Below are 23,474 nucleotides of genomic sequence, written 5' to 3'. Positions count from 1 at the left end.
GAGCCAGGATCAAACTCTCCATGAATGCTTCAAAATGAAGACACCACAGGGAGCGGAACACGAAGCCGGAATAAGCCCCGCATCCACTGCGTCCTCGCTGTGTTCATCAATACTCAAAGAAACCACATCCACAGGCAGGCAACCATGACAACCACAATCACCCACCCCCGGACGGGGTATCAACATATCTGGCGTTGACTTTTGGCACGCTGTTGAGTTCTCAAAGAACGGACGCTTCCTTCGAAACCCTCCCAGGCTCCTCCGGGCGCTTCCCTTCGGTGTGTCCCCGACTCTATCAAACCTTTTTCGGTGCTCCGAATCCTCCATTTCCAGAGAACGCGGATCACAACGCACGCCGCATACGGCTGAGCGCGGTGATTGATCGGGAGTGCTGCCGGACCCTGGGGGCCGCAGCAGGGGGTCGACGTTACAGGCCGGTGACGGGCGAGGCAAATCCCCGCTGTGCTGCCCCCGATCGCCTCACCGCGGGGCGCACCGCACGCGCGAACGGAATGGCCGGTTCCCATGACTTACGCTTCTGGGCGGTACGCCGTCCGGAACAGGAAGCGACGGCGGCCGCACGATCACCGCCCTGGGAGGCCTCCCATGACCACCGTGTCGTCCCCGCTCACCGGACGTGTCATCGGACTGTCGGCAGTACCCGACCCGGTGTTCTCCGGATCGATGGTGGGGCCCGGTACCGCCATCGATCCGGCACGCGAGCCGGCCGAGGCCGTCGCGCCGGTGGACGGCGTCATCGTCTCCCTGCACCCGCACGCCTTCGTGGTGGTGGACGCCGAGGGGCACGGGGTGCTCACCCACCTCGGCATCGACACCGTGCAGCTCAACGGCGAGGGGTTCGGCCTGCTCGTCGCCAAGGGCGACAGCGTGAAGCGCGGAGACGCCGTCGTGCGCTGGGACCCCTCGGCCGTCGAGGCCGCCGGCAAGTCGCCGATCTGCCCCGTGGTCGCGCTGGAGGCCACCGCCGACTCCCTCGCCGAGATGGCCGAGGACGCCGACGTCCGCACGGGCGCGACGCTCTTCCACTGGAACTGATCCGCGGGGGCCGGCCCGCGGGCGGGGAGCTACCGACGGTTTTTCGCGTCCGGACGGCGAACGGGTGCCGACCGACGCACGCCTCCCCGTCCTGGCGGGCCGCCGGGGCCGCCGTGCTCCCGGACAGGCACTGGACACGGAGCGGCGGGCCGGGCGCCTCCCACCACGCGAAGGCGGCCCGGGGCCGCAACCGGGCAGACAAGACGTGACCGACCGCGGTGGCAGCTCCGCCGCACCGACCGGAGAGTAGACAGATGGACACCAAACTGCGAGGCGTCGGAGTCAGCCACGGGGTGGCGATCGGCGAGGTCCGGCACATGGGCACCGCCGTGCTGGAGCCCCCGGCCAAGCAGATCGCCGAAGAGGACGCGCCCAGGGAGCAGCAGCGGGCGCGGCAGGCCGTCGAGGCGGTGGCCGCGGACCTCAACGCCCGCGGCCACCTCGCCGGCGGCGAGGCGCAGGCGGTCCTGGAGGCCCAGGCCCTGATGGCACAGGACCCGGAGCTGATGTCGGACGTAGAGCGGCGGGTGACCGTCGGCAGCACCGCCGAGCGCGCCGTCTACGACGCCTTCGCGGCGTACCGGGCGCTGCTGGCGAACGCCGGCGAGTACCTGGCCGGACGGGTCGCGGACCTCGACGACGTGCGGAACCGCATCGTGGCGCGGCTCCTGGGCGTGCCGATGCCCGGCGTTCCCGACAGCGACAAGCCGTACGTCCTCATCGCCCGGGACCTGGCGCCGGCGGACACCGCGCTGCTCGACCCCTCGCTGGTCCTGGGCTTCGTGACGGAGGAGGGCGGGCCGACCAGCCACAGCGCCATCCTGGCGCGGGCGCTGGGGGTGCCCGCCGTGGTCGCGCTGCCGGGTGCGGGCGAGTTGGCCGAGGGGGTCGTCGTCGCCGTGGACGGCAGTTCGGGCGAGGTCGTCGTCAACCCGGACGCGGACGAGCGTGCAGTCCTGGAGAAGGCCGCCGCCGAGCGCAGGGCCGCGCTGGCCGCGAGCACCGGTCCGGGGGCCACGGCGGACGGGCACAAGGTCCCGCTCCTGGCCAACGTCGGCGGCCCGGCGGACGTGCCCGCCGCGGTCGAGGCGGGAGCCGAGGGCGTCGGCCTCTTCCGTACCGAGTTCCTCTTCCTGGACGACAGCACGCAGGCTCCGTCCGAGGAGAAGCAGGTCGCCGCGTACCGGCAGGTGCTGGAGGCGTTCCCGGAGGGGCGGGTCGTCGTGCGGGTACTGGACGCGGGGGCGGACAAGCCGCTGGACTTCCTCAGCCCCGGTGAGGAGCCGAACCCGGCGCTCGGAGTGCGCGGGCTGCGGACGCTGCTCGACCACCCGGAGGTGCTGCGCACCCAGCTCACCGCGCTGGCGAAGGCTTCGGAGGGGCTTCCGGTCTCCCTGGAGGTCATGGCCCCGATGGTCGCCGACCGGGCGGACGCCCGGGCGTTCGCCGACGCGTGCCGGGAAGCCGGCCTGCGGGCGAAGTTCGGGGCGATGGTGGAGATCCCGTCCGCCGCCCTGCGGGCCCGCTCGGTGCTCCAGGAGGTCGAGTTCCTGTCCCTGGGCACGAACGACCTGGCGCAGTACACCTTCGCCGCGGACCGCCAGGTGGGAGCCGTGTCCCGGCTCCAGGACCCGTGGCAGCCGGCGCTGCTGGACCTGGTCGCGTTCTCCGCGGAGGCCGCGAGCGCCGAGGGCAAGAGCTGCGGGGTGTGCGGCGAGGCCGCCGCCGACCCGCTGCTGGCATGCGTGCTGACCGGGCTGGGGGTCACCAGCCTGTCGATGGGCGCCGCCTCGCTGCCCTACGTGCGGGCCGCTCTGGCGCAGCACACTCTGGCGCAGTGCGAGCGCGCGGCGGCGGCGGCGCGCGCGGCGGGGAGCGCCGAGGAGGCGCGCGCCGCCGCGCAGGCGGTGCTCTCCGGGGAGTGAGCCCCCGCTCCGGTGCGCTGTGACGGCGGTCCCGCAGGGCGGGACCGGCCGTCACAGCGTTCGGCGGGTGTCCTGCTCCCGGCGCCGGCGGGAAGTCCCCCCGGTCAGCCGTGCCGGACGCGGCCGAGTTCCGCGTAGAACCCAAGGAGTTCGGGGCGGTCGACGGAGCCGGCGTTGACGGCCTTCCCCACCGGGACGCCCTGGAGCAGCCGCTTGACCGGCACCTCCAGGCGCTTGCCCGTGAGCGTGTGCGGAACGGCCTCGACAGCGATGATCTCGTCGGGCACGTGCCGCGGCGAGAGTCCGGCCCGCAGCGACCGCGCGACGGATGTGCGCAGCGCGTCGTCGAGGACGGCTCCTTCGGCGAGGTGGACGAAGAGCGGCATCCAGTAGCCCCCGTCGGCCTGCTCCACTCCGACCACGAGGGACTCCCTGATCTCGGGCAGTCGCTCGACCACCTCGTAGATGTCGGCCGAGCCCATCCGCACGCCCTGCCGATTGAGGGTGCTGTCCGAGCGTCCGTGGATGACGACCGAGCCCCGTGCGGTGACCGTGATCCAGTCGCCGTGCCGCCAGACGCCGGGGTAGGTGTCGAAGTAGCTCTCCCGGTAGCGCGTGCCGTCCGGGTCGTTCCAGAACTCGACGGGCATCGAGGGCATCGGGTTGGTGACGACGAGTTCACCGACCTCCCCGACGAGGGGCCGCCCCGACGGGTCCCAGGCCTGGAGGTCGGTGCCCAGGCACGGCGCCTGGAGTTCCCCGGTGTGGACAGGGAGGACGGGAACGGCGCCGGCGAAGCAACTGCAGACGTCGGTACCGCCGCTGACGGAGGCGATCCACAGATCCTCGGCGACGGCCTCGTGCAGCCAGCGGAACCCGTCCGGGGGCAGCGGCGAGCCGGTGGTGGCGACGCACTCCAGCGCGGAGAGGTCGTGGTCCCGTCCGGGGCGGACGCCGGCCTTGCGGCAGGCCATGACGTAAGCGGCGGAGGTTCCGTACAGCGTGGCGCGGGTGCGTTCGGCGACCTGCCACTGGGCGTCCACCGCCGGGTGTCCGGGACTGCCGTCGTACGTGACGACGGTGGTTCCGGTGAGCAGCCCTGAGACGAGGAAGTTCCACATCATCCAGCCGGTGGAGGTGTACCAGAAGAAGCGGTCGTCCGGCCCGAGGTCGCAGTGGAGTCCGAGCTGCTTGAGGTGCTCCAGGAGGATGCCGCCCTGGGACTGCACGAGGGCCTTGGGCAGACCGGTGGTCCCCGAGGAGTACAGCACCCACAGCGGGTGGTCGAACGGGAGCTGCTCGAAGACGGGTTCGGCGTCCCCGCGGGTGGCGTCCGCCCACTCCCCGGCGCCCTCGGGGGCGGGGGTGCCGAGCAGCGGCACGTGCACCACCGCCCTGAGGGTGGGCAGTTCGCGGCGGATCTCGGCGACGGTGGCGGCGCGGTCGTGCACCTTGCCCCCGTAGCGGTACCCGTCGACGGTGAACAGCACCACCGGTTCGACCTGCTGGAAGCGGTCAAGGACGCCGCGGGCGCCGAAGTCCGGGGCGCAGGAGGTCCAGACGGCACCCACGGCGGCGGAGGCCAGCAGCGCGACCGCGGCCTGCGGGATGTTGGGGAGGTAGGCGCTCACCCGATCGCCGGGGCGCACCCCCGTCCGGCGCAGCTCGGCCGCGAGAGCGCCGACCTGGCGGCGCAGCTCGGCCCAGCTCACCCGCTGCGGCTCCTGCTCCTCGTCGACGTGCAGCAACGCCGGGGTGTCCGCGCGCTGCGGGTCCAGGGCTGTCCGCAGGGCGTGCTCGGCGTAGTTCACCGTCGCGCCGGGGAACCAGCGCGCTCCCGGCATGCTCCGGTCGGCCAGCACGGACGCGGGGGGCGAGTCGAAGCGCACGTCGAACCACTCCGCGACCGCCTGCCAGAAGGCGGGCAGCTGCTCCACCGACCACCGGTGCAGGGCGGCGTAGTCGCCGGCCGGATCGGAGCGGCCGGGCGCCGGGGCGCCGTGCCGGGTGGCGGCCCAGGCGTGGAAGCGGGTGAGCCGTGCCCCGGCCACCCGGGCGGCGGACGGCTGCCACAGCGGCTGCGGTGGTTCGGACGGCGGTGCGGCGCTGTGCGCTGCGGTCATGGCGGCTCCCGGAGGTACGCGTCGTGTGCGTGCCCACGCCCACGTGCGGGGTGTGCGCGGGGCGCGGCTCCAGGGACGATGCCATGCGGGCGGGCTCCGCACCAGGGCGGACCCGCCGCACGCGGGCCGCGGCCGGATGGGGCGGGGCCGCGGCAACGCTGCGGGTCCGCCGGGTGAACGGGAGTTGAACCTCCCCGCGGCGTCCGGCCCGCGGTGGGAGGCTGATCAGCATGGACGCACGGGGGCTGGGCCGGTCGATGCGGTTGGCGGGGACGACGCACGGGCTGCGGACCGTGCGCTCGGCGTGGCGCAGGCGGCGGGCGGACGCGGCGGCCTTCCCCCGGCGTGTCCCGCGGCGGGTGAGGGTGCCCGGACCGCTGCTGGAGGTGCGTGCGGAGCCCGGGGGCGGGGTGCTGCGGTTCGCGGGGGCGGAGCTGCGGGTCCGGGTGGTGGTGGGCGGCGCGGTCTTCCTCGGCTGGGACGGGGCGGAGCCGGCGCCGTCGTACGCGCTGGCGGGGCCGTGTCCGCCGGCGGACGAGCGGGTGCTGCTGGAGCCGGGCAAGGCGGGCGGCTGGCAGTTGGTCTCGGAGCGGCTGCTGGTGGCGGTGGGGCGCAACGGCACGGTCGAGGTGCGCACGCCCGGCGGGTTGCTGCTGCGGCGCGACCGGCCGCCTCGCTGGTGGGAGCCGGCGGCGCCGCGACCGGACGGGGCGGGGGCCGGGGGCCGGCAGGCGGGAGCGGTCGCGGTCTCTTGGGAGCAGCGTTCCGAGGTGGCGACCGACGCCCGGTTCTTCGGGCTGGGCGGCCGGGCGCGCGGGCCGCGTCTGCGGAGCGGCGGCTACCGGCTGTGGAACACCGACCCGGGCGCCTTCGGGCCGGACACCGACCCGCTGTACATCACCATGCCGCTGGCCCTGGTGGTGGCGGACGCGGGCACCCACCTGGTCTTCCACGACAACTCCTGGGACGGCCGGTACGTCCTGCGGGAGGGGACGGAGGGGGCGGGTTCCGGGCACGACGTCCCGGGGCGTTGCGAGGTGCGGATGAGCGGCGGGCCGACGCGCTGCTGGGTGCTGCCGGGGCCGCCTGCACGGGCGCTGGCCACGTGGACGGAGCTGACGGGGGCTCCGGCGGTCCCGCCGCGGTGGGCCCTCGGGCACCAGCACGCGCGGTGGGGGTTCGGCAGCGAGCACGAGGTGCGGCGGGTGGTGGCGGGCTACCGCTCGCGCGGGCTGCCGCTGCGCGGCCTGCATCTCGACATCGACCACTACCGCGGCCACCGGGTGTTCACGGTGGACCGGGAGCGGTTTCCCGATCTGCCGCGGTTGTCCGCCGCGTTGGCTGACGAGGGCGTGCGGCTGGTGTCGATCGTCGATCCGGCGGTGAAGGCCGAGCCGGGGGACCCGGTGTACGACGGCGGACTTGCCGCCGGGGCGTTCGTGCGCGGCCGGGACGGCAGACCGGTGCGGGGGGTGGTGTGGCCGGGTGAGGCGGTCTACCCCGACTTCACCGACCCGGCCGCGCGCACGTGGTGGGGCGGGCACTACGCCGAGCGGTTGGCGCAGGGGTTCGCCGGGGTGTGGCACGACATGAACGAACCGGTCTCGTTCGCCGCCTTCGGGCCGGCGGCGTCCCGGACGCTGCCGCTCTCGGCGAGGCACTCGCTGGAGGGGCGGGGCGGCGACCACCGGGAGGCGCACAACGTGTACGCGCTGACGATGGCCGCCGCGGGCCACGAGGCGCTCCGTGCGCTGCGTCCGCGGGAACGGCCGTACCTGTTCTCCCGGTCGGGCTGGGCCGGTATGCAGCGCTACGGCGGGACGTGGTCGGGGGACGTGGCGACGGAGTGGGAGGGGCTGCGCGCGTCGCTGGCGCTGGCGCTCGGGCTGGGGCTGTGCGGGGTGCCGTACTCCGGGTGCGATGTGGGCGGGTTCACCGGGCACCCGTCGGACGAGCTGTACCTGCGCTGGATGCAGCTCGGCGCGTGGCTGCCGCTCTTCCGGACGCACTCGGCGGTCTTCGCCGGGCGGCGGGAGCCGTGGGAGTTCGGCCCGGACGTCCTCGCCGCCGCGGCGGCCGCGATGCGGGAGCGGGAGCGGCTGCTTCCGTACTTCGAGACCTTGGCGGTCCTGGCCCACCGGACGGGGGCGCCTTACGTGCGTCCGCTGTGGTGGCACCACCCGGGCGATCGCGCGCTGCGGGACTGCGAGGACGCCTTTCTGCTGGGTGACGCGCTGCTGGTGGCGCCGGTGCTGGAGCGGGGGGCGGTGAGCCGCCGGGTGCGGCTGCCCCGGGGGCGCTGGTACGACACGGCCGACGGCCGGGTGCACGAGGGGCCCGGCTGCGTGACGCTCGCGGCGCCGCTGTCGCGGGTTCCGGTGCTCGCCCGGGCGGGAGCGGTGGTGCCGGTGACCGGTCGGGACGGGCGGGTGGAACTGGACGTGTGGGCGCCCGGCGCGTGGCGGACCGGTGGCGGGTGGTGCGCGGAGCCGGGCGACGGCCCCGGGCCGGGCGGGTTGCGGCGGTTCACCGTCCGCCTGGTGGACGGTGCTCCAGTCGTGGCGGGTGAGCGCGGCGCGCCCGTGGGGTATCCGGTGCGGGTGCGCGGCACCGGCGCCTGAGTCCCGTGGGTCGCGTCGTGGCGGTCTCGGCAGGTCGCGTCGCATCGGTCCCGGCAGGTCGCTTCGCTTCCCGGGGCGTTTTGCAGTAGAAGAGCCGACATGTCCGCTTCGCTCCTTCGCCGGTCCGGGCGCGCCGTCCTGCTGGTCCTCGTGCTCGCGCTCGGTGCCGCGGCTGCCGCTCCCGCCGTCCCCGCGCAGCCGGGCGGGGCGGCCGGGGAGCCGCGGGCCGCGCGGGACCCGCGCGCGCCGGCCGGGTTCACGGCCCTCGACGAGGTCGCGCCGTCCGTGCTGCACGACATCCGGTACCGGACGGCGGACAACTTCACCGGTGCTCCGGTGCCCGGCTACCGGGAACCGCTGTGCCTGCTGGAGCGGCGGACGGCGCTGGCGCTGCGCCGCGTGCAGCGGACGGTACTGGCGCGGGGCCTGAGCCTGAAGGTGTACGACTGCTACCGGCCGCAGCGGGCGGTGGACCGGTTCGCGGACTGGGCCACGGAGCCCGAGGACCCGTGGACGCGGCAGGCGTACCACCCGGAGGTCCGCAAGGACCGGCTGTTCGCGCAGGGGTGGATCGCCCGCCGTTCCGGGCACAGCCGGGGGTCCACCGTCGACCTCACCCTCGTCGGTCTGCCGGCACGGCCCCCGACCGCGGGCGGGAGGCCGACGGGTGCGCCCGCTCCCTGCTACGCGCCGCAGGAGCAGCGGGCCCCCGACAACTCCCTCGACATGGGGACGGGTTACGACTGCTTCGATCCCCGGTCGGCGCTGCTCGACCCGCGGGTGGACGGCGCGGCGCGGGCGAACCGGCTGCTGCTGCGGGACGCGATGGGGCGGGAGGGTTTCGTGAACCTGCCCAGCGAGTGGTGGCACTTCACGCGGCAGCCGGAGGCCTTCCCCGAGCGGTACTTCGACTTCCCCGTGGCCCGCGGCTCGCTGACGCGCTGACAGCTCCCCAGCGGGGCGCGGACCGGACGACGGGCCGCACGACGGCCGTTCGCGGTGCCGGCAGCCCGTCGGCCGGAACCGCCGTCCGTTTGCGGACGGCGGAGCGGGGCACCCGTCGCCGGTGCCGGGGCCCGGCCGGTCCGTCCGCGGGGCACCGGTGCCGTCGTGGTGGGGGCCGGAGCGTTCCCACCGGGCGGGCGGGTCGGACCGTTCACCGTCAGCACCGGCAAACCGGTGCCGTTCGGGCCGTCGGCGCAGCCAGCGCCGGGGAGCGGCCGCCGGGACGTGCGGACCGCATCGTCGCGGTCGGCGTCCCCCGGCTTGACGGCCCACCGGCACCGGAGAAGACTTTCGGTGCGGACCGTCGGCACGGTCGTCCGGCGCCACCGTCAGGGGGCGCGGCGAGCGGGCCGCCGGTCGTCGGCCGCCCGTCGCCGAGGCCGGGCGGCACCCGCGGCCCGCGGGTGCGACGCTCCACCCGAACGCCCCGGCACGGACGCGTTTACCTGCACGGACGACGCGGGTCGAGCGGCTCGGCCGCGGACACGCGGGAGGAGCTGCTGTGGACTACTCCAACGTCGACATCCTCGTCGGCGAGATCATCGGTACCGCCATCCTGCTCCTTTTCGGCGTCGGGGTCTGTGCGGGCGTGACCCTGCACCACTCCAAGGCGCGCGCAGGGGGCTGGACTGTCATCTCCTTCGGCTGGGGCTTCGGGGTCCTGGCCGGCGCCTACACCGCGGGCCCCCTCTCCGGCGGCCACATCAACCCCGCCGTGACCTTCGCCATCGCAACGGAGAGCGGGGTCTGGAGCAAGGTCCCGCTCTATCTGCTGGGCCAGTTGATCGGCGCGATGCTGGGCGCGACGCTGGCCTGGGCGGCCTACTACGGGCAGTTCCGGGCGAACGCCGAGGACGCCAAGGCGCAGCCCACGCTGGGCATCTTCGCGACCATCCCCGAGGTGCGGCAGCCGGTGGCCAACGTCGCGACGGAGGTGGTGGCGACCATCGCCCTGGCGCTGCCGGTCCTCGCCTTCGGACTCACCGAGGGGCTCGGCACCTCCGGCACCCAGACCCTCATGGTGGCGCTCCTGGTGGTCGGCATCGGCCTCGCGCTGGGCGGCCCCACCGGCTACTCCATCAACCCGGCCCGCGACCTCGGCCCGCGCATCGTCCACCAACTGCTGCCGATCCCCAGGAAAGGGACCTCCGAGTGGGGGTACGCGTGGGTGCCGATCGTCGGCCCGCTGGCCGGCGGGGTGATCGCGGCGGGGATCTTCAAGCTCGCGTTCTGACCCGCCCCGGCTCGGCGCCGGGCCACCACCGCGCCGGGCCGCCCGCTACGCCCACCGTCCGCACCACCGAACGACACGCACAGGGAGAGGGACGTACACATGACCGACGCCGCCGGAACCGCCGAGCAGTACGTGGCAGCGATCGACCAGGGAACCACGTCGAGCCGCTGCATCATCTTCGACCGGAACGGCACCGCGGTCGGCGCCGACCGGCGCGAGCACCGGCAGATACTTCCCAAGCCCGGATGGGTCGAGCACGACGCGGCCGAGATCTGGTCCACCGTGCAGGACGTCGTCGCGGGCGCGCTGCGCGACGCCGGGATCGGCAAGGACGAGCTGAGCGCGCTGGGCATCACCAACCAGCGCGAGACGACGCTGATGTGGGACCGTGCCACCGGTGAGCCGGTGCATCACGCCATCGTGTGGCAGGACACCAGGACGAACGCGCTCTGCACCGAGCTGGGCGGCGAGGAGGGGGCCGGGAGGTTCCGCGAGACGACCGGTCTCCCGCTCGCGAGCTACTTCTCCGGGCCGAAGGTGCTCTGGCTGCTGCGGAACGTCCCCGGGCTGCGGGAGCGGGCCGAGAAGGGTGAGATCGCCTTCGGCACCATGGACTCCTGGCTGATCTGGAATCTGACGGGCGGGCCGGACGGCGGCGTCCACGTCACGGACGTCACGAACGCCGGACGGACCATGTTGATGGACATCAGGACCTTGCAGTGGGACTCCTCGATCCTGTCCGCCATGGAGATCCCGGAGGGCGTGCTGCCCGAGATCCGCTCGTCCTCCGAGGTGTACGGCCACGCGGTCGGCTCGCTGGAGGGCGTTCCGGTCGCCTCGGCGCTGGGAGACCAGCACGCCGCGGTGTTCGGCCAGACCTGCTTCGAGGTCGGCGACGCCAAGAACACCTACGGCACCGGTTCCTTCCTGCTCCTGAACACCGGCACCGAGCCGGTGCAGTCGAAGAACGGGCTGCTCACCACGATGGGTTACCAGCTCGGCGGGCAGGACCCGGTCTACTGTCTGGAGGGCTCGATCGCCGTGACCGGCTCCCTGGTGCAGTGGTTCAGGGACCAGCTCGGCATCATCGACAGCGCGGACGAGATCGAGGCGCTCGCGGCGAGTGTGGAGGACAACGGCGGCTCCTACATCGTTCCCGCCTTCTCCGGCCTCTTCGCCCCGCACTGGCGCGCCGACGCCCGCGGCGTCGTGACGGGCCTCACCCGCTACGTCACCAAGGCGCACCTGGCCAGGGCGGTCCTGGAGGCGACCAGTTGGCAGACGCGTGAGGTCGTCGACGCGATGTACCAGGACTCCGGAGTGGCGCTCACCTCGCTCCGCGTGGACGGCGGCATGACCGTGAACGGTCTCCTGATGCAGCACCAGGCCGATGTGCTGGACGTGCCGGTGATCCGCCCGAAGGTCACCGAGACCACCTGCCTGGGCGCTGCGTACGCTGCCGGGCTCGCCACCGGCGTCTGGTCCGACCTGGACGAGCTCCGCGACCAGTGGCGGCAGGACCGCGAGTGGACACCGCAGATGGACGAGGACGTCCGCGCGCGCGAGTACCGGAACTGGCGCAAGGCCGTGGAGCGCAGCCTCGCCTGGGAGGAGGACGAGGAGGGGAGCTGACCCCTCCGGGGGGGCGCCGGTCAGCGGGGAGCGGACCGGCGCCCGGCGGTGGAACGACCGGCGTGCTCCACCGCGGTGACGAGCGTCTCCCGCACCGAGTCGCGCCGCCGGGCGTCGCAGTGGACGACGGGCACCTCCGGCGCGAGGTCCAGGGCGGTGCGCACGGCCCCGACCGGGTGCCGTTCCGCGCCGTCGAAGCAGTTCACCGCGACCACGAACGGGACGCCGCGCGCCTCGAAGCAGTCCAGCGCGGGGAAGCTCTCCGCCAGGCGCCTGGTGTCCACCAGCACGACGGCGCAGAGCGCTCCTCCGGCCATCTCCTCCCGGAGCAGCCGGAAGCGCTCCTGCCCGGGAGTGCCGAAGAGGTAGAGCACCACCGCGGCGCCGAGGGTGATCCGCCCGAAGTCCATCGCGACCGTGGTGATCTCCTTCCCGGACACCCCCCGGACGCTGTCGTGCGGACGGCCGGCCTCGGTGAGTGCCTCCTCCGTGCGGAGCGGCCTGACCTCGCTGACCGCTGCGACGAAGGTGGTCTTGCCGACCCCGAAGCCGCCGGAGACGACGGCCTTCAGTGCCGTCGGACCGGGCGGGCCGGCAGATCCGTGGTGCTCAGAGCGCACGGAGGCCATCGATCACCTCGCGCAGGATCCCCTCGTCGGGCAGCTCCGCGGGGCGTACGGGACGGCTGACCCGCACCAGCGCCGCATCGACCAGGTCACCGAGGAGCACCCGCACGACACCGACCGGCAGGTCCAGCTCCGCGGCGAGCTCGGCGACCGACTGCGGTGCGTACCGGCAGCGGGCGACGATGTCGACGTGCTCCGGGGCCAGCAGGCGGTCGTCGAGCAGCACCTCTCCCTCAGCGCCGGCCGGCTCCGCCCCGGGGGGATGATCGGCGACGACCAGGGCGATGAGGTCGAGCATCGCGCCGGACGCCGCCCTGGTCCGGCCGCGGGTCATGGTGTAAGGCCGCACCACCGGCCCGGCTGCGTCGTCGAACCAGCGCTCCTTCATAACACCGCCTCACACCCCGCCGGAGTCGTCGCGCGGCGCGGTGGCCAGATGGGCACCCACCCGCTTGATCAGCAGGGTCATCTCGTACGCGATCTGGCCGACGTCCGCGTCCGCCTCGGAGAGCACGGCGAGGCAGCTGCCGTCACCGGCGGCAGTGACGAAGAGGAACGCGTCCTCCAGCTCGACCACCGTCTGCCGGACGCCACCCGCCTCGAAGTGCCGGCCCACCCCCCTGGCGAGGTTGTGGAAGCCGGAGGCGACGGCGGCCAGGTGCTCGCCGTCCTCCCGCGTCAGGTCGGCGGAGCTGCCCCGGGGCAGTCCGTCACCGGACAGGATCAGCGCCTTGCGGATGCTGCCCACCCGCTGGACCAGCTCGTCGAGCAGCCAATCGAGATCACCGGGCCCTCCCGTGCCGTTCTCCGCTGCCGCAGTAATGATCATCGGTCTTCCCCTTCCGGGACGCTTGCGTCGTTCTGCTGGCGTCCGCGCTGCCAGCCCCGTTGCAGTGCAGCCATCCGACTGCGCACCTCGTCGGCGTCGCGGTCCGCCGGCGCCGGGGTGCCTCGACCGCCCCCCGCCGCGCCTTCCGCCCCGGTCGGCCCGCCTTCCCCGCGTCGCGGTGCGGGGGCTGTCCGCCGCACACGTCTGGGCAGTCCGCCGACGGTGGGTCCGGATGCTCCGGATGCCTCGTTGCGGGAGGAGGCGTCCGGTTCGTGCTCCGCGTCGGCCGGGTCCGATTCGCCGGGCTCCGAAGGAACGGACACCGGCCGACCGCGGTCGGAGACCAGCACCGGGCCGCTGCGGCCCAGGGGGCGCCTGCGCGGCAGCGGGGTCACCGCGGAACCGTCCTCCGCGGTGCGGGTCGACTCGTCCTCGGCGTGCTGGTGCCGGACGGCGGCGGGATCGTCGCCGTCCGCGCGCTCCCGCAGCTCGTGGAGGATGCCTCCCGGTCCGTCGGAGGCCGGGAGGAAGTCGTCCAGGGCGTCCAGCGGGCCCTCCAGCTCAACCGGGCCCCGCCCACCGGGGAGCCGGTGCACCTCCGGGACGCCTGCCGTCCCGGAGGTGCGGTCGAGCGCCTCCGGGACGCGCTGCGTCACGGCGGCGCTCCGCCGCTCGGGGGCCCGGTCCGCACGGTGGCGCGTCGGGTGCCGTCCGGTGGTCTCGGACTCGGTCAGCACCGACCCGGGGATCAGGACGACCGCGGTGGTGCCGCCGTACGGCGAGGGCTGCAGGGAGACCCGTGCACCCTGGCGCAGCGCGAGCCGGGAGACGACGAACAGCCCGAGCCGGTCGGTGTCGGACAGCTCGAACTCCGGTGTCTCGGCGAGGCGGAGGTTCGCCTGGAGCATCGCGTCGGGCGCCATGCCCAGGCCCCGGTCGTGGATTTCCAGGGTAAAGCCGTTCGTGACCCGTTCGCCGAGGACCTGGACAGCGGTGTGCGGTGGCGAGAACGAGGTGGCGTTCTCCAGGAGTTCGGCGATCAGGTGGGTCAGGTCGGCCACCGCCGGTCCCTCGACCGCCAGCCGGGGCAGCCGCCGGACCTCGATGCGTTCGTAGTCCTCGACCTCGCCGACCGCGGCCCGGACGACGTCCATCAACTGCACCGGTTTGCGCCACTGCCGGGACGGCGTGGCGCCGGACAGGATGACCAGGCCCTCGGCGTGCCGCCGCATCCGGGTGGTGAGGTGGTCCAGGCGGAAGAGGTCCGCGAGTTCGTCGGCGTCCTCGGTGCGTCGCTCCATGGCGTCGAGCAGGGCGAGTTGCCGGTGCAGCAGCACCTGGTTGCGGCGGGCGAGATTCACGAACACCTCGGACACCCCGCGGCGCATGTCCGCCTGCTTGACCGCGGCCTCCACGGCCGCCCGCTGGAGGGTGTTGAGCGCCTGCCCGACCTGGCCCATCTCGTCCGGGCCGTACTCCAGGCGCGGCGCCTCGGTCTCCACGTCCACCTGCTCGCCCGCCGCGAGACGGCGCATCACGCTGGGCAGCCGCACCGCCGAAACGTCGCGCGCCTCCCTGCGGAGGGTCCCGAGGTCGCGGATGAGACTCCGCCCGATGCGGAACGACACCGCGACCGAGAGCAACACGGCAAGGAGCCCGAGCGCCACGGCCACTCCGGCGCGGACCAGGACCGCCCGCGCCTCGGGTTCGATGCGTTCGAGGTAGCGGGCCGCGGCCTCGTCGTTCATCCGGCGCAGGTCGTCCAGCACCGTGGTCGCGGCGGACTCCCAGCGCTCGGCGTTGACCGAGCGCATCGGGTCGGAGGCGCCGGCCGTGACGACGACGTCCTCGAGTCCGGTGAGGGTCCGTCCGTCGGCACCCTCCCAGTACTCCTCGAAGACCCGGCGGTCGGCGTCGGGAAGCAGCGGAAGGCTGTTCTCGTACGTCGCGTTCCGCTCCGCGACGCGGTCCCCGAACGCGCGGACCTCCTTTCCCGTGACACGGTCCGCGGCGAGCGCGGCGGCGATCAGCGCGTCCTCACGGGACACGAGTTCCTGTGCCCGGGAAAGCCAGGTCAACGCCCTGGCCTCTTTGTCCAACCGCACGTCCTCGCTCACGTGGAGGGACGCGTAGAGCGCGAAACAGGGGTCGATCACGCCGTTGTAGGCGGTGAACGCGTTCTCCCGGGAGAGGGTGTTGGCGGCCACCTTGGAGCGGATCGCTTCGAGTCCGCCGAGAGCGGCCAGGGCGGCGTCGAGTTCCTTGCGGGATTCCGCCGGGAGTTCGCCCCTGGCACCGGCGGCGTCCTTCCTCGTCGCGGCGGCGGCCTCGTCGGTGGCCCGCTGGCTGCTGCGGAGCCGGGCCGCCGCGTCCGAGCGGCGGGGGTCGGCGAGATGCACCAGGGCCTGACGGCGTTCCTGCTGCACGGCGTGCACGGTGGCCCGGGCCGGTTCGACGACGTCCGAGACGATCCGGTCCAGGGAGATGAGCTGCCGTACCTCACGGCTCGTGACATGGGCGGCGAAGGCCCAGATGCAGGTAAGGGCGAGTAACGGCACGAGCAGCAGCGCCACGATCTTCCGGCGGATGCTTCTCCCGCGAAAGCGCATGGCCTCCCCTACGTCGGCTCCGCCCGGCCGGGGCGGGTTTCACTGGTCTCGGCGGAACCTGGTTTCCTCGGTGCGGTGCATGCGCCGGTGCAGGCGGTGTCGCGCCGGTTCGTCTCTTCGTCGGCCCCCGGCAGTCGGCGTGAGCCTACTACTGCCCGCCCGCGGAACCGTAGATGCGTCCGGGACATGGAACGAATGAACGAGGGGTGCTCATCGGGATGTTTGTGGCGATGCCGGACAATGGATCCGGCACGCCGCCGCGTCCGACCACACGTCGCGGGCGCACGGGGGACTTGGGCGAGAGGAGTGAAGGTTACATGTACACAGCGACACGGTTGCCGGACCCGGTACGCACGGCCGCAGTGCGCGCCGTGATCATCGTCGCGGTGACCCTGATCCAGTTGATGGTGGCGGTGCTCTGCTCACTGGCCGGGGTGTGGGTCGCCTTCCCCGCGCTCCTGTGCACCGTGGCCAGCACAGTGGTCGCCACCTGGGCGGTGCTCGACGTGTGGGTCACCCGGCAGGTGTGGATCCAGCGGCACGGAGTGGTGTCGACCCCCAGCAGCGCCGCCCGGGACCGCGCCCTGCGGCGGAGCGCGGGAACCGGCTGAGCCCCAAGCGCTCCCCCGGCCCCCGGCGGTCACCCCGGGGGCGCAGGCTCCTCGGGACGCCGGTACATCCGGGTGGCGGTGATCTCGCCGTGCACGGCCGCGTCCTCGTGCGGCTGCGGCAGTCCGGGCCGCAGGTGCTCCTCGACGCTGATGTACTTCAGCCCGGCACGCAGGTCCGCGTCGTTGCGCAACCGGACCACCAGAGGGAACTCGGCAAGAGCCGTGGTGTCGAAGAGGCCGGTCGTGTAAAGCAGTTGGACGCCCAGCGCGTCAGCCACTGCCCGTTGCAGCTCCAGCAGATAGGTGGCGTTCGCCCGGCCGATGGGATTGTCGAGGAAGAGCGTGCCGGCGTGGCGGTGCTTGTCGCGTCCGCGGTCGTTGCTGCGCAGCGCCGCCAGCGTGCAGTACAGGGCGATCGCCGCCGTGAGCAGTTGTCCGCCGGAGAAGACATCGCCCATCTGCCCGACCGGGACGCGCTCGGCACGCAGCACCGCGTCCGGCTTGAGGATCTCCACCGCCACGCCGCGCGGCTGGAGCGCCGCGTGCACCGCGCGCAGCAGCAGGGTGGTGCCGTCCCGGCGCAGGTCCGAGTTCTTGCGGACGGCGGCCCTGGTTGCCTCGTCGATCACCTCGCCGAGGCGCTCGGTGAGCCCCGCCTGGTCGGGCTCCTCGAACCGGATTCGCAGGAACTCCTGGCCGGACCACTCCCCCAGCCCCTCGGGGAGCCGGGAGAGCCGCTGGGCGGAGCGCAGGGTGGCCAGCGCCGCCTCGACCAGGCCGCGCAGCCGGTCCACGATGCTGTCCCGGTTGCGCTCCAACTGCGCCAGTTCGTCGGTGAGGATGCGCAGCCGCGGGGCGAAGGCGTCCGCCCAGGCCACGGCGTGCTCCGGCAGTGCCGCGGCGGGGAGCTCGCGGATCTGCTGCCGGGCAGGGGTGCGGACCTGCTCGTAGCGGGTGGAGTTGGCGTGCCGGACGAGCACGTCGGAGGTCTCGCGAAGCGCCGCCTCGGCGGCGGACAGGTCGCCGGCCAGTCCGCGCAGTCCGCGGCGGGCCTCCGCGGCGGACTGCCGGGCCTCGGCCAGGCTCCCGGCGTACGGTTCCGGCTCGGATGCGGGCCCGGCGGGCTGGCTGCCGTCCCTCAGCAGGTCCCGCAGCAGTGCCGCGCTCTCGTCGAAGCCGCCGGCAGCGTCCTCGGCCGTCCGGTGGGTGCGGGCGAGTTCCTCGTGCTCGGTCCGTGCCGACTCCAGCGCGTCCGTGCCCGCGGCGGCTTCCGCGTTGGCGGTGCGGAGCAGCTCCTGGGCCTGCTCGACGTCGGCCGGAGCGCGGTCCTCGGGGAGTTCGGTGTGCGCGCCGACGTCGCCCGGGGAGAGGCGTTCGGCCTCGCCGCGGAGGCGTCCGAGTTGCTCACTGGCTGCGGAGGCACGCCCCTCCAGCTTCTGCACCAGTGCCTCGGCCCGGCCTGCGGCCGCCTGCCGGGCCGGGCCGTCCGCCGCTTCCGCGGTTTCCAGCAGGTGGGCCGCACGGGTGCGGACCTTGTTGGTGAGGCGGTCCAGTTCGGCGCGGGCTGCGCTCTCGTCTCCCTCTGCCCGGGCCTGCTCGGCCCGCAGATCGGTTCCGACACCCACCTGCTCGTAGAGCTGGGAGGCGCTGCGGTAGGCCTCCCGGAGGGTCGGCAGCGCCTCCGACGGTGCCCCGGTGCCGGGGAGGTCGTCGGGGACGCCGGCGATACCGGCCCGCTCCGCCCGCAGCACGCGGGCCGTCCGGTGGGCGTCGTCGGCGGTCCGCTGGGCGGCACGACGGTCCTCGTCGGCGGCCCGGGCGCGCTCCAGGCACTCGGCGGCCCGGACATCGGCTGCCGCGGCCTCGTCAGCGATCGCGCGGAGCCGGGCCTGCCGGCCGGCCCGCTCACGGAGCCGGAACGCGAGCCCCGCGAGGGCGTCCGCCGCACGGCGGGCCCGGTTCGCCTCGTCCTGCCGGGCGCTCCGGGCGGCGGACGCCTCGGCGGCCGTCCGCCGGGCGGCGTCGTGCGCGGCCGCCGCGTGTGTGTGCGCATCGACCGCGGTGTCGGCGGCGTCCACAGCGGACTGCCGGGCCTGGGCCAACTCGGTGAGCCGACCGACCGGGCAGTGCGCACGCCAGGAGTCCAGCCGGGCGGCAAGCCCACGATCCCCGCTCAGCCGGGACGCCAGCTCGCGGATCTCCTCGTCCCTGGCAGTGGAGCGGCGGCGGAGCGACTGCCGCTCGCCGTCGGCGGCGTCCTCGTCGTGCATGGCCGGGTTCGGCGGCACCAGGAAGACGGCGGAGTCCTCCCCGCTGCCGGGCGGTGCCGGGGCCAGGAGTGCCGCGGCGGTGCCCACCGCGACCGCGGAACGCGGCAGCAGCGCGGCCTCGGCCAGTACCTGCCTGGCCCGGGCGTGGCTGTCCTTGTCGGTGATGACCACGCCGTCGACCAGTTCCGGCCGGGCGGCCAGCACGGCCGTGTGGTCAGCCGGGTCCACCGCCTGCGCGAGGTAGCGCCAGCCAGGAAGCGCCGGGACGCCGTGCTCGCCGAGGTGCTCGACGGTGGCCAGCACGTCGGGGCCGGGCGGCAGCAGGCCGCCGTCCCCGAGCGCGCCGAGCATCCGGGAGTCCTCGGCGTCCGCGGTGCGCAGGTCGAACAGGCGGCGCTCGGTGGCACCGATCCGCTCGTCGAGCAGTTCCCGCAGTTCCCCGGCGCCGCGGTCCAGTTCGGCCGCGGAGAGCGGGGTGCCGTTTCCGAGCAGCTCGCCCAGCCGCGGCTCCGCGCCGAGTACGGAGGCGGCGTCCTGCTCGGCGGCGTGCGCGGACTCGGCGGCCACGGCGGCGTCGGCGGCCCGGGCGGCCGCCAGTTCCGTCCTGGCCATCTCCGTCGCCGTCTCCCGTTCCTGCTCCTCGGTGCGCTGCGCCCGCTGCTGCGCGAGGTCGAGCGCTTCGGCCGCCGTCTTCTCCGCCTCGCCCGCGGCGAGGGCGGCGCGGGCCGGGTCGGCGTCGGGTGCCGAGTCGTCGAGCCAGCCCGCCCGGACCGCCTCGGCGGTCTCCCGCTCGACCTCGTCGAGCCGCTGGCGCAGGTGCTCGCTCTCGCTGCGGACCCGTTGCGCGGCCGTGGCCGCTTCGGTGGCCTCGCGGTGGTGCCGCTCGCCGGCGGTCTGGAGGGCCGCGGAGCGCTCCTCCTCCTCGGCCGCTGTCCGCTCGCCCTCGTGGGCGGCGTGGTGCAGGGCCCGGACGAGGGCGGCGGCGGCCTCGGTGCGGGCGGCCAGGGCCGGTGCCGCATCCCGCTCGGCCTCCTGGATCGCGGCGGCGACCCGGGCGGACCGGTCGGCCGCGGCACGGTGCCTGAGCACCGTCTCGGCGGCCTGCCAGGCCGCGAAGAGCGTACGGGCGTCCGAGAGTTCACGGCGCTGGGCGGCGGCGGCGCGTTCTCCGACGGTGAGTGCCAGTGAGGCGTGGCGGTAGGCGAGTTCGGCGGCGATCAGACCGATTCTGCGCCGCTCCGCCTCGGCATCCACCACCCGCTGCGCGGACCGGTCCCGCCGGGCGGCGAGCTCCGCGGTGCGGGCACGCTCCTGGGCCCCTCGCGCGGACAGCCGGGCGGCGAGCTCCCTGGTCCGCTGCTCGGCGGAGGCGTGGACCGTACGGGCCCGGTCGCGGCGGCCCGCGGTCTCGTCGATGCGCCGCAGCAGGTCGAGCGAGCCGGCGGTGAAGTCGCGCTCCGCGGTGAGTTCGGCCCGCCGCCCGAGTTTGTGCGCGAAACCGTGCACCAGGTCGGCGAGACCGTCGGTGTCCCTGGTATCGGTGACCGCCCGCAGGAGCAGGTCGGTGAAGTCGGAGTCGTTCTTGACGGCGAAGAGTCCGGCGGCCTCCCCCTCGTCGGCGTTCATCTCGCGCTGGTAACGGAAGAGTTCCGGGTCGAGGCCGAGGCCGTCGAGGTGCTCCTTCCAGCGGTCGTGCCCCTCCTCCCAGACGACGTCGAGGTTGGGGTACGCCTTGCCGGTGTCGGTGAGGACGTCCCGGAAACCCTTCATGGTACGGCGGCGGCCCCGGGCGCCGGAGGTGCCCCCGGCGGTGGGCCGCAGGGCGCCGGCCTCGGCGACGGGCAGCGAGTCGAGGCTCATGCCCGGACCCGGGCGGAAGGAGTACCAGGCCTCGGCGAAGCGCCTGGGGTCGCTGGAGACCTGCCGGCCGCGCCATTCGCTGACCTTGCCGACCACGACGGCCTCTCCTGTGAAGGTGTGCTGCCACTCCAGGGCGACGTGGCCGCAGTCGTCCGCGAGGAGGAACTTCCGCAGCACGCCGGAGCTGGCGCCGCCCAGCGTGTTCCGATGGCCGGGCAGCATCACCGAGAAGATCAGTTTGAGCAGCACCGACTTGCCGCCGCCGTTCTCCAGGAAGAGCACTCCTGCGGGTGCCGGCCGGCGCGGCGGGCCGGCCGGCTCGTCCTCGAAGAAGTCCGCCTGAGTGGGCGCGGGGTCCGGGACTGCCGCGCCCACTCCGCGCAGGTCCAGCACGGTGTCGGCGTACCGCGCACCGGCCGGGCCGATGGAGTAGAGGCGAATCCGGGACAGCTCGTACATGGGGGCGGGGCTCTCGTTCGTGGCGGGTGCTGCGGGGACGGCGGGTGCCGCGGGGCAGGTGTCTCGTCGGCGGGGGCACGGCGGCGGGACGCCGCTGGGATGTGTCAGGAGTGGAAGGGCAGACCTGCGCCGTCGGCGAGTTCCGCCTCGTCCCCCTCCGGGGGCGGGAGCAGGCTTGCGCTGCCGTCGCTGACGGGGACAATGCCCAGCGCCAGCAACTCGGCCATGGCGGCGCTGCCCGCCATGTCACGGACCTGGAGCTGGTACCGGGGGGTCGTGCGGTAGGTGCCGCCCGCGTCGTCGCCGGTGCGCTGGAGGAAACCGGAGTCGACGAGGAAGGCCAGCGCCTTGCCGATGATGCCGGTGGTGGAGCCGGCCAGGCGGCGGGCGTCCTTGGTGGCGCCGGTGGCACTGCGCCGGGACCAGACCCGCCAGGACGCCTCCAGGTCGGGGGCGCCGGTGGCGGGGTCGGTGTTCTCGCCCTGTTCCGCCGCCTGCTCCTCCAGCCTCCGGCAGGCCTGCCGGACGAAGGAGTCGACGCCGTTCACGGTCAGACGCCCGATGTAGCCGTCGTCGGCGAGGTCCTCGGGACGGGGGAAGGCCATCGCGGCGGCGGCCAGGTGGGCCAGGCCGTGCAGGAAGCGGTCGCCGGAGTCCGCGGTCGCGCGGCGGGCGTAGTCGCCCATCCGGACGGCGAAGACGGAGTCCTCGGCGGCGGCCAGGGCCATGCCGGCCCGGGTGGAGACCTCCAGCACCACCAGGCCGAGGCCGGTGGCGACGGCGTCGGCGATCCGGGCGAACGCCGGGTCCTCGCGGTGTCGGCGGAGGAGTTCGGCGTACTCGGCGTCGCGGGAGGGCAGCAGCTTGGGCTGGAGGCCGAAGGAGACGAGCCGGGCGGCGTCGGCCGCGTCCGCGGGGGTGAGGACGGACGGGCGGGCGCCGGGGCCGTCCGGGGCGGGGTCGGTGCCGTAGTCGCTCACGGCGGGGGCTCCTCGTTGCTGCGGGGTGGTCATGACGGTGTCTCCGAGCGGCCGGCGGCCATGCCCGCGGTGTCCAGCAGCGCGGTGCCGACGACGAGGTCGGCGCCGCCGAACTCGGGGTCGTCCAGCTCCGTGCCGTCGTCCACGGCGAACAGCAGGCGCGGCTCGCCCTGCCGGTAGGCGGTGCCCACCGGCGGGCTGGCGGCGTGCACGCAGAGCAGCGCCACCAGGTAGGGCAGCTCGGGGTCGCGTCGGCGCGCCTCGTCGAGGAGTCCGGAGAGCCGGCGCGGGGCGTCCGCGGGGAGTTCGAGCAGCTCCCGGGCGGCGGCCAACTGCTCCTCGCCGAAGCGGCTGTCGTCCGGGGTGGCGACCAGGTCAGGCTCGGGCATCTCGGCACCGAGGTGCTCGCGCGGTACCGGCGGGGTCAGCAGCAGTTCCACGAGGTCGCCGACGCGCACCGCGCCCGGGCTGCGCAGGCCCGTGCCGCGGGCGAACCATATGTCCGTCACCCGCCCGGCCCGGTGCACGGGTTCCGGCAGCAGCGGGGCCAGCAACTGGCCGTGGAGGTCGATGCCGACGCGGGCGGCGGGCGGCGCGAACGCCTGCCGGTCCTGCTCGGCGCGGAACAGCGGGCCCGCCTCCAGCAGGCGGGACTGCAGCTGAGTGTGACGGCGGATGCAGTCCTTGACTATGTCGACGAGCTCGGCGGCGCGCAGCTTGTGGTCGGGGTGCTTCTCGTCGCCCGTCTCGTCGCGGACGCGCCGGATGTTGGTGAGGATGGCGTTCTCGTGGCGGTAGCGGTCGGCGACGTGGTCCAGCGCCTCGGCGATCATGTCGGGCACTGCACCGAGCCAGTCGACGGCCCGGACGTCGCGTCGGGTGGCGTCCAGGGTGCGGCGCAGGGTCTCGGCGTACTGGACCGTGCGGTAGCGGGCCTGTTCCGCCGCGAGCTGGGCGTCCGCGAGGCGCCCGCGGTTGACGAGCACCTCCAGCTTGACCTCGGCGGCGATCTGCGCACTGGTGACGTCGGTGTCGAGCGCGCCCACCAGGACGTTCACCGCCTCGTCGGTGGTGCGGAGGTAGACGCCCCCGCCGGGGCCGGGGACCTCCTCGATGAGCTTGAAGTCGTAGTCCCTGCGGACGTAGGCACCGTCGGCGCCGAAGGTGCCGTACACCGCGCGGAAACCGCGGTCGACGCTGCCGACGTTGAGGAGGTTCTCCAGAACCCAGCGGGCGACGCGTTCGTGCTCGGCGGCGCCGCGCTCGGGGGCCTGGGCCGCGATCCGGGGCAGCAGGCGGGCCACGATGTCCTCGTGGTCGGCCCCGGTGTCGAAGTCCATCTGGAGGGTGACCAGGTCGATCGCGGAGAGCGCGACCTCGGCCATGGCGTAGACGGAGTACTCGCCGACGAGGTTGGCCTTGCGGGTGTCGAGGTCGTGCAGCGGGGCCGTGCAGGCCAGTGCCCGCAGGCGGCGGGCCAGGCCCTCGTCCGCAGCCGGTCCCGGCGCCGGGCGCGGGCCGGCACCGCGCTGGGCCGGGAGGAGGCTGGGGGCTGGTGGCGTCACGTGGCACAGGTTAGGCGTTCGCACCGACAACGGCCCAACCGGCGCGGACGCCCGGACGGGTGCCGGTGC

The 23,474-nt window shown here is 74.3% G+C and carries 14 protein-coding genes and 1 pseudogene; 7 read left to right on the top strand and 8 right to left on the bottom strand.

Annotated elements, in window-relative coordinates; translation table 11 throughout:
- Positions 1-606: 606 nt before the first annotated feature.
- A complete protein-coding gene (locus H300_RS0117125; protein WP_028428414.1) occupies positions 607-1,056 on the top strand; it encodes a PTS glucose transporter subunit IIA in 450 nt (149 codons plus the stop codon).
- Positions 1,057-1,310: 254 nt separating this feature from the next.
- A complete protein-coding gene (gene ptsP, locus H300_RS0117120) occupies positions 1,311-2,981 on the top strand; it encodes a phosphoenolpyruvate--protein phosphotransferase (protein ID WP_028428413.1) in 1,671 nt (556 codons plus the stop codon).
- Between the two features lie 104 nt (positions 2,982-3,085).
- On the opposite strand, the gene H300_RS0117115 is transcribed toward ptsP, so the two are convergent.
- The gene (locus tag H300_RS0117115; protein ID WP_028428412.1) at positions 3,086-5,104 is read right to left on the bottom strand and encodes an acetoacetate--CoA ligase; all 2,019 of its coding nucleotides are present in this window, start codon (positions 5,102-5,104) and stop codon (positions 3,086-3,088) included.
- A gap of 230 nt (positions 5,105-5,334) precedes the next feature.
- Here H300_RS0117115 and H300_RS0117110 point away from each other — a divergent pair, with 230 nt between their 5' ends.
- The 4 genes from H300_RS0117110 to glpK all read left to right on the top strand — a co-directional run bounded on the left by H300_RS0117110 (position 5,335) and on the right by glpK (position 11,596).
- A complete protein-coding gene (locus H300_RS0117110) occupies positions 5,335-7,725 on the top strand; it encodes a glycoside hydrolase family 31 protein (protein WP_028428411.1) in 2,391 nt (796 codons plus the stop codon).
- 99 nt (positions 7,726-7,824) lie between these two features.
- Complete coding sequence (locus H300_RS0117105) at positions 7,825-8,670, top strand: M15 family metallopeptidase (RefSeq protein WP_078516080.1); 846 nt, start codon at positions 7,825-7,827, stop codon at positions 8,668-8,670.
- 562 nt (positions 8,671-9,232) lie between these two features.
- Positions 9,233-9,964 carry an MIP/aquaporin family protein gene (locus tag H300_RS0117100; RefSeq protein WP_028428409.1) on the top strand — a complete coding sequence of 244 codons (732 nt, stop codon included), beginning with the start codon at positions 9,233-9,235 and terminating at the stop codon, positions 9,962-9,964.
- Between the two features lie 99 nt (positions 9,965-10,063).
- Positions 10,064-11,596 (top strand): glycerol kinase GlpK, encoded by a 1,533-nt coding sequence (gene glpK, locus H300_RS0117095; RefSeq protein ID WP_028428408.1) that lies wholly within the window; start codon positions 10,064-10,066, stop codon positions 11,594-11,596.
- Positions 11,597-11,616: 20 nt separating this feature from the next.
- On the opposite strand, the gene H300_RS0117090 is transcribed toward glpK, so the two are convergent.
- From H300_RS0117090 to H300_RS0117075, 4 genes are read right to left on the bottom strand one after another with little or no spacing between them, the layout of a single operon-like run.
- A complete protein-coding gene (locus H300_RS0117090; protein ID WP_028428407.1) occupies positions 11,617-12,225 on the bottom strand; it encodes an ATP/GTP-binding protein in 609 nt (202 codons plus the stop codon).
- Positions 12,206-12,610 (bottom strand): DUF742 domain-containing protein, encoded by a 405-nt coding sequence (locus H300_RS0117085; protein WP_028428406.1) that lies wholly within the window; start codon positions 12,608-12,610, stop codon positions 12,206-12,208. Before H300_RS0117085 ends, H300_RS0117090 begins: the two co-directional genes overlap by 20 nt.
- A 9-nt stretch (positions 12,611-12,619) precedes the next feature.
- Positions 12,620-13,051, bottom strand: coding sequence for a roadblock/LC7 domain-containing protein (locus tag H300_RS0117080; RefSeq protein ID WP_028428405.1), 432 nt, complete (start codon positions 13,049-13,051; stop codon positions 12,620-12,622).
- Positions 13,048-15,660, bottom strand: coding sequence for a nitrate- and nitrite sensing domain-containing protein (locus H300_RS0117075; protein ID WP_037980771.1), 2,613 nt, complete (start codon positions 15,658-15,660; stop codon positions 13,048-13,050). Before H300_RS0117075 ends, H300_RS0117080 begins: the two co-directional genes overlap by 4 nt.
- 317 nt (positions 15,661-15,977) lie before the next feature.
- Here H300_RS0117075 and H300_RS27405 point away from each other — a divergent pair.
- Positions 15,978-16,253, top strand: a pseudogene (locus H300_RS27405) (hypothetical protein); the annotation flags it as partial.
- Positions 16,254-16,300: 47 nt separating this feature from the next.
- Here H300_RS27405 and H300_RS0117065 read toward each other — a convergent pair.
- The 3 genes from H300_RS0117065 to H300_RS0117055 all read right to left on the bottom strand — a co-directional run bounded on the left by H300_RS0117065 (position 16,301) and on the right by H300_RS0117055 (position 23,405).
- A complete protein-coding gene (locus H300_RS0117065; RefSeq protein WP_028428403.1) occupies positions 16,301-20,860 on the bottom strand; it encodes a hypothetical protein in 4,560 nt (1,519 codons plus the stop codon).
- 104 nt (positions 20,861-20,964) lie between these two features.
- On the bottom strand, positions 20,965-21,873 hold the full coding sequence (locus H300_RS0117060) for a hypothetical protein (RefSeq protein WP_106966860.1): 909 nt from the start codon (positions 21,871-21,873) through the stop codon (positions 20,965-20,967).
- Positions 21,870-23,405: a hypothetical protein gene (locus H300_RS0117055; protein WP_028428401.1), complete on the bottom strand. Its 1,536-nt coding sequence runs from the start codon at positions 23,403-23,405 to the stop codon at positions 21,870-21,872. The genes H300_RS0117060 and H300_RS0117055 overlap by 4 nt, the downstream gene beginning before the upstream one ends.
- Positions 23,406-23,474: the final 69 nt, after the last annotated feature.

The sequence above is a fragment of the Streptomyces sp. TAA040 genome (assembly GCF_000424845.1).
The sequence above is the reverse complement of the archived record's forward strand: the minus strand, read 5'-3'. Positions and strand labels throughout refer to the sequence as shown.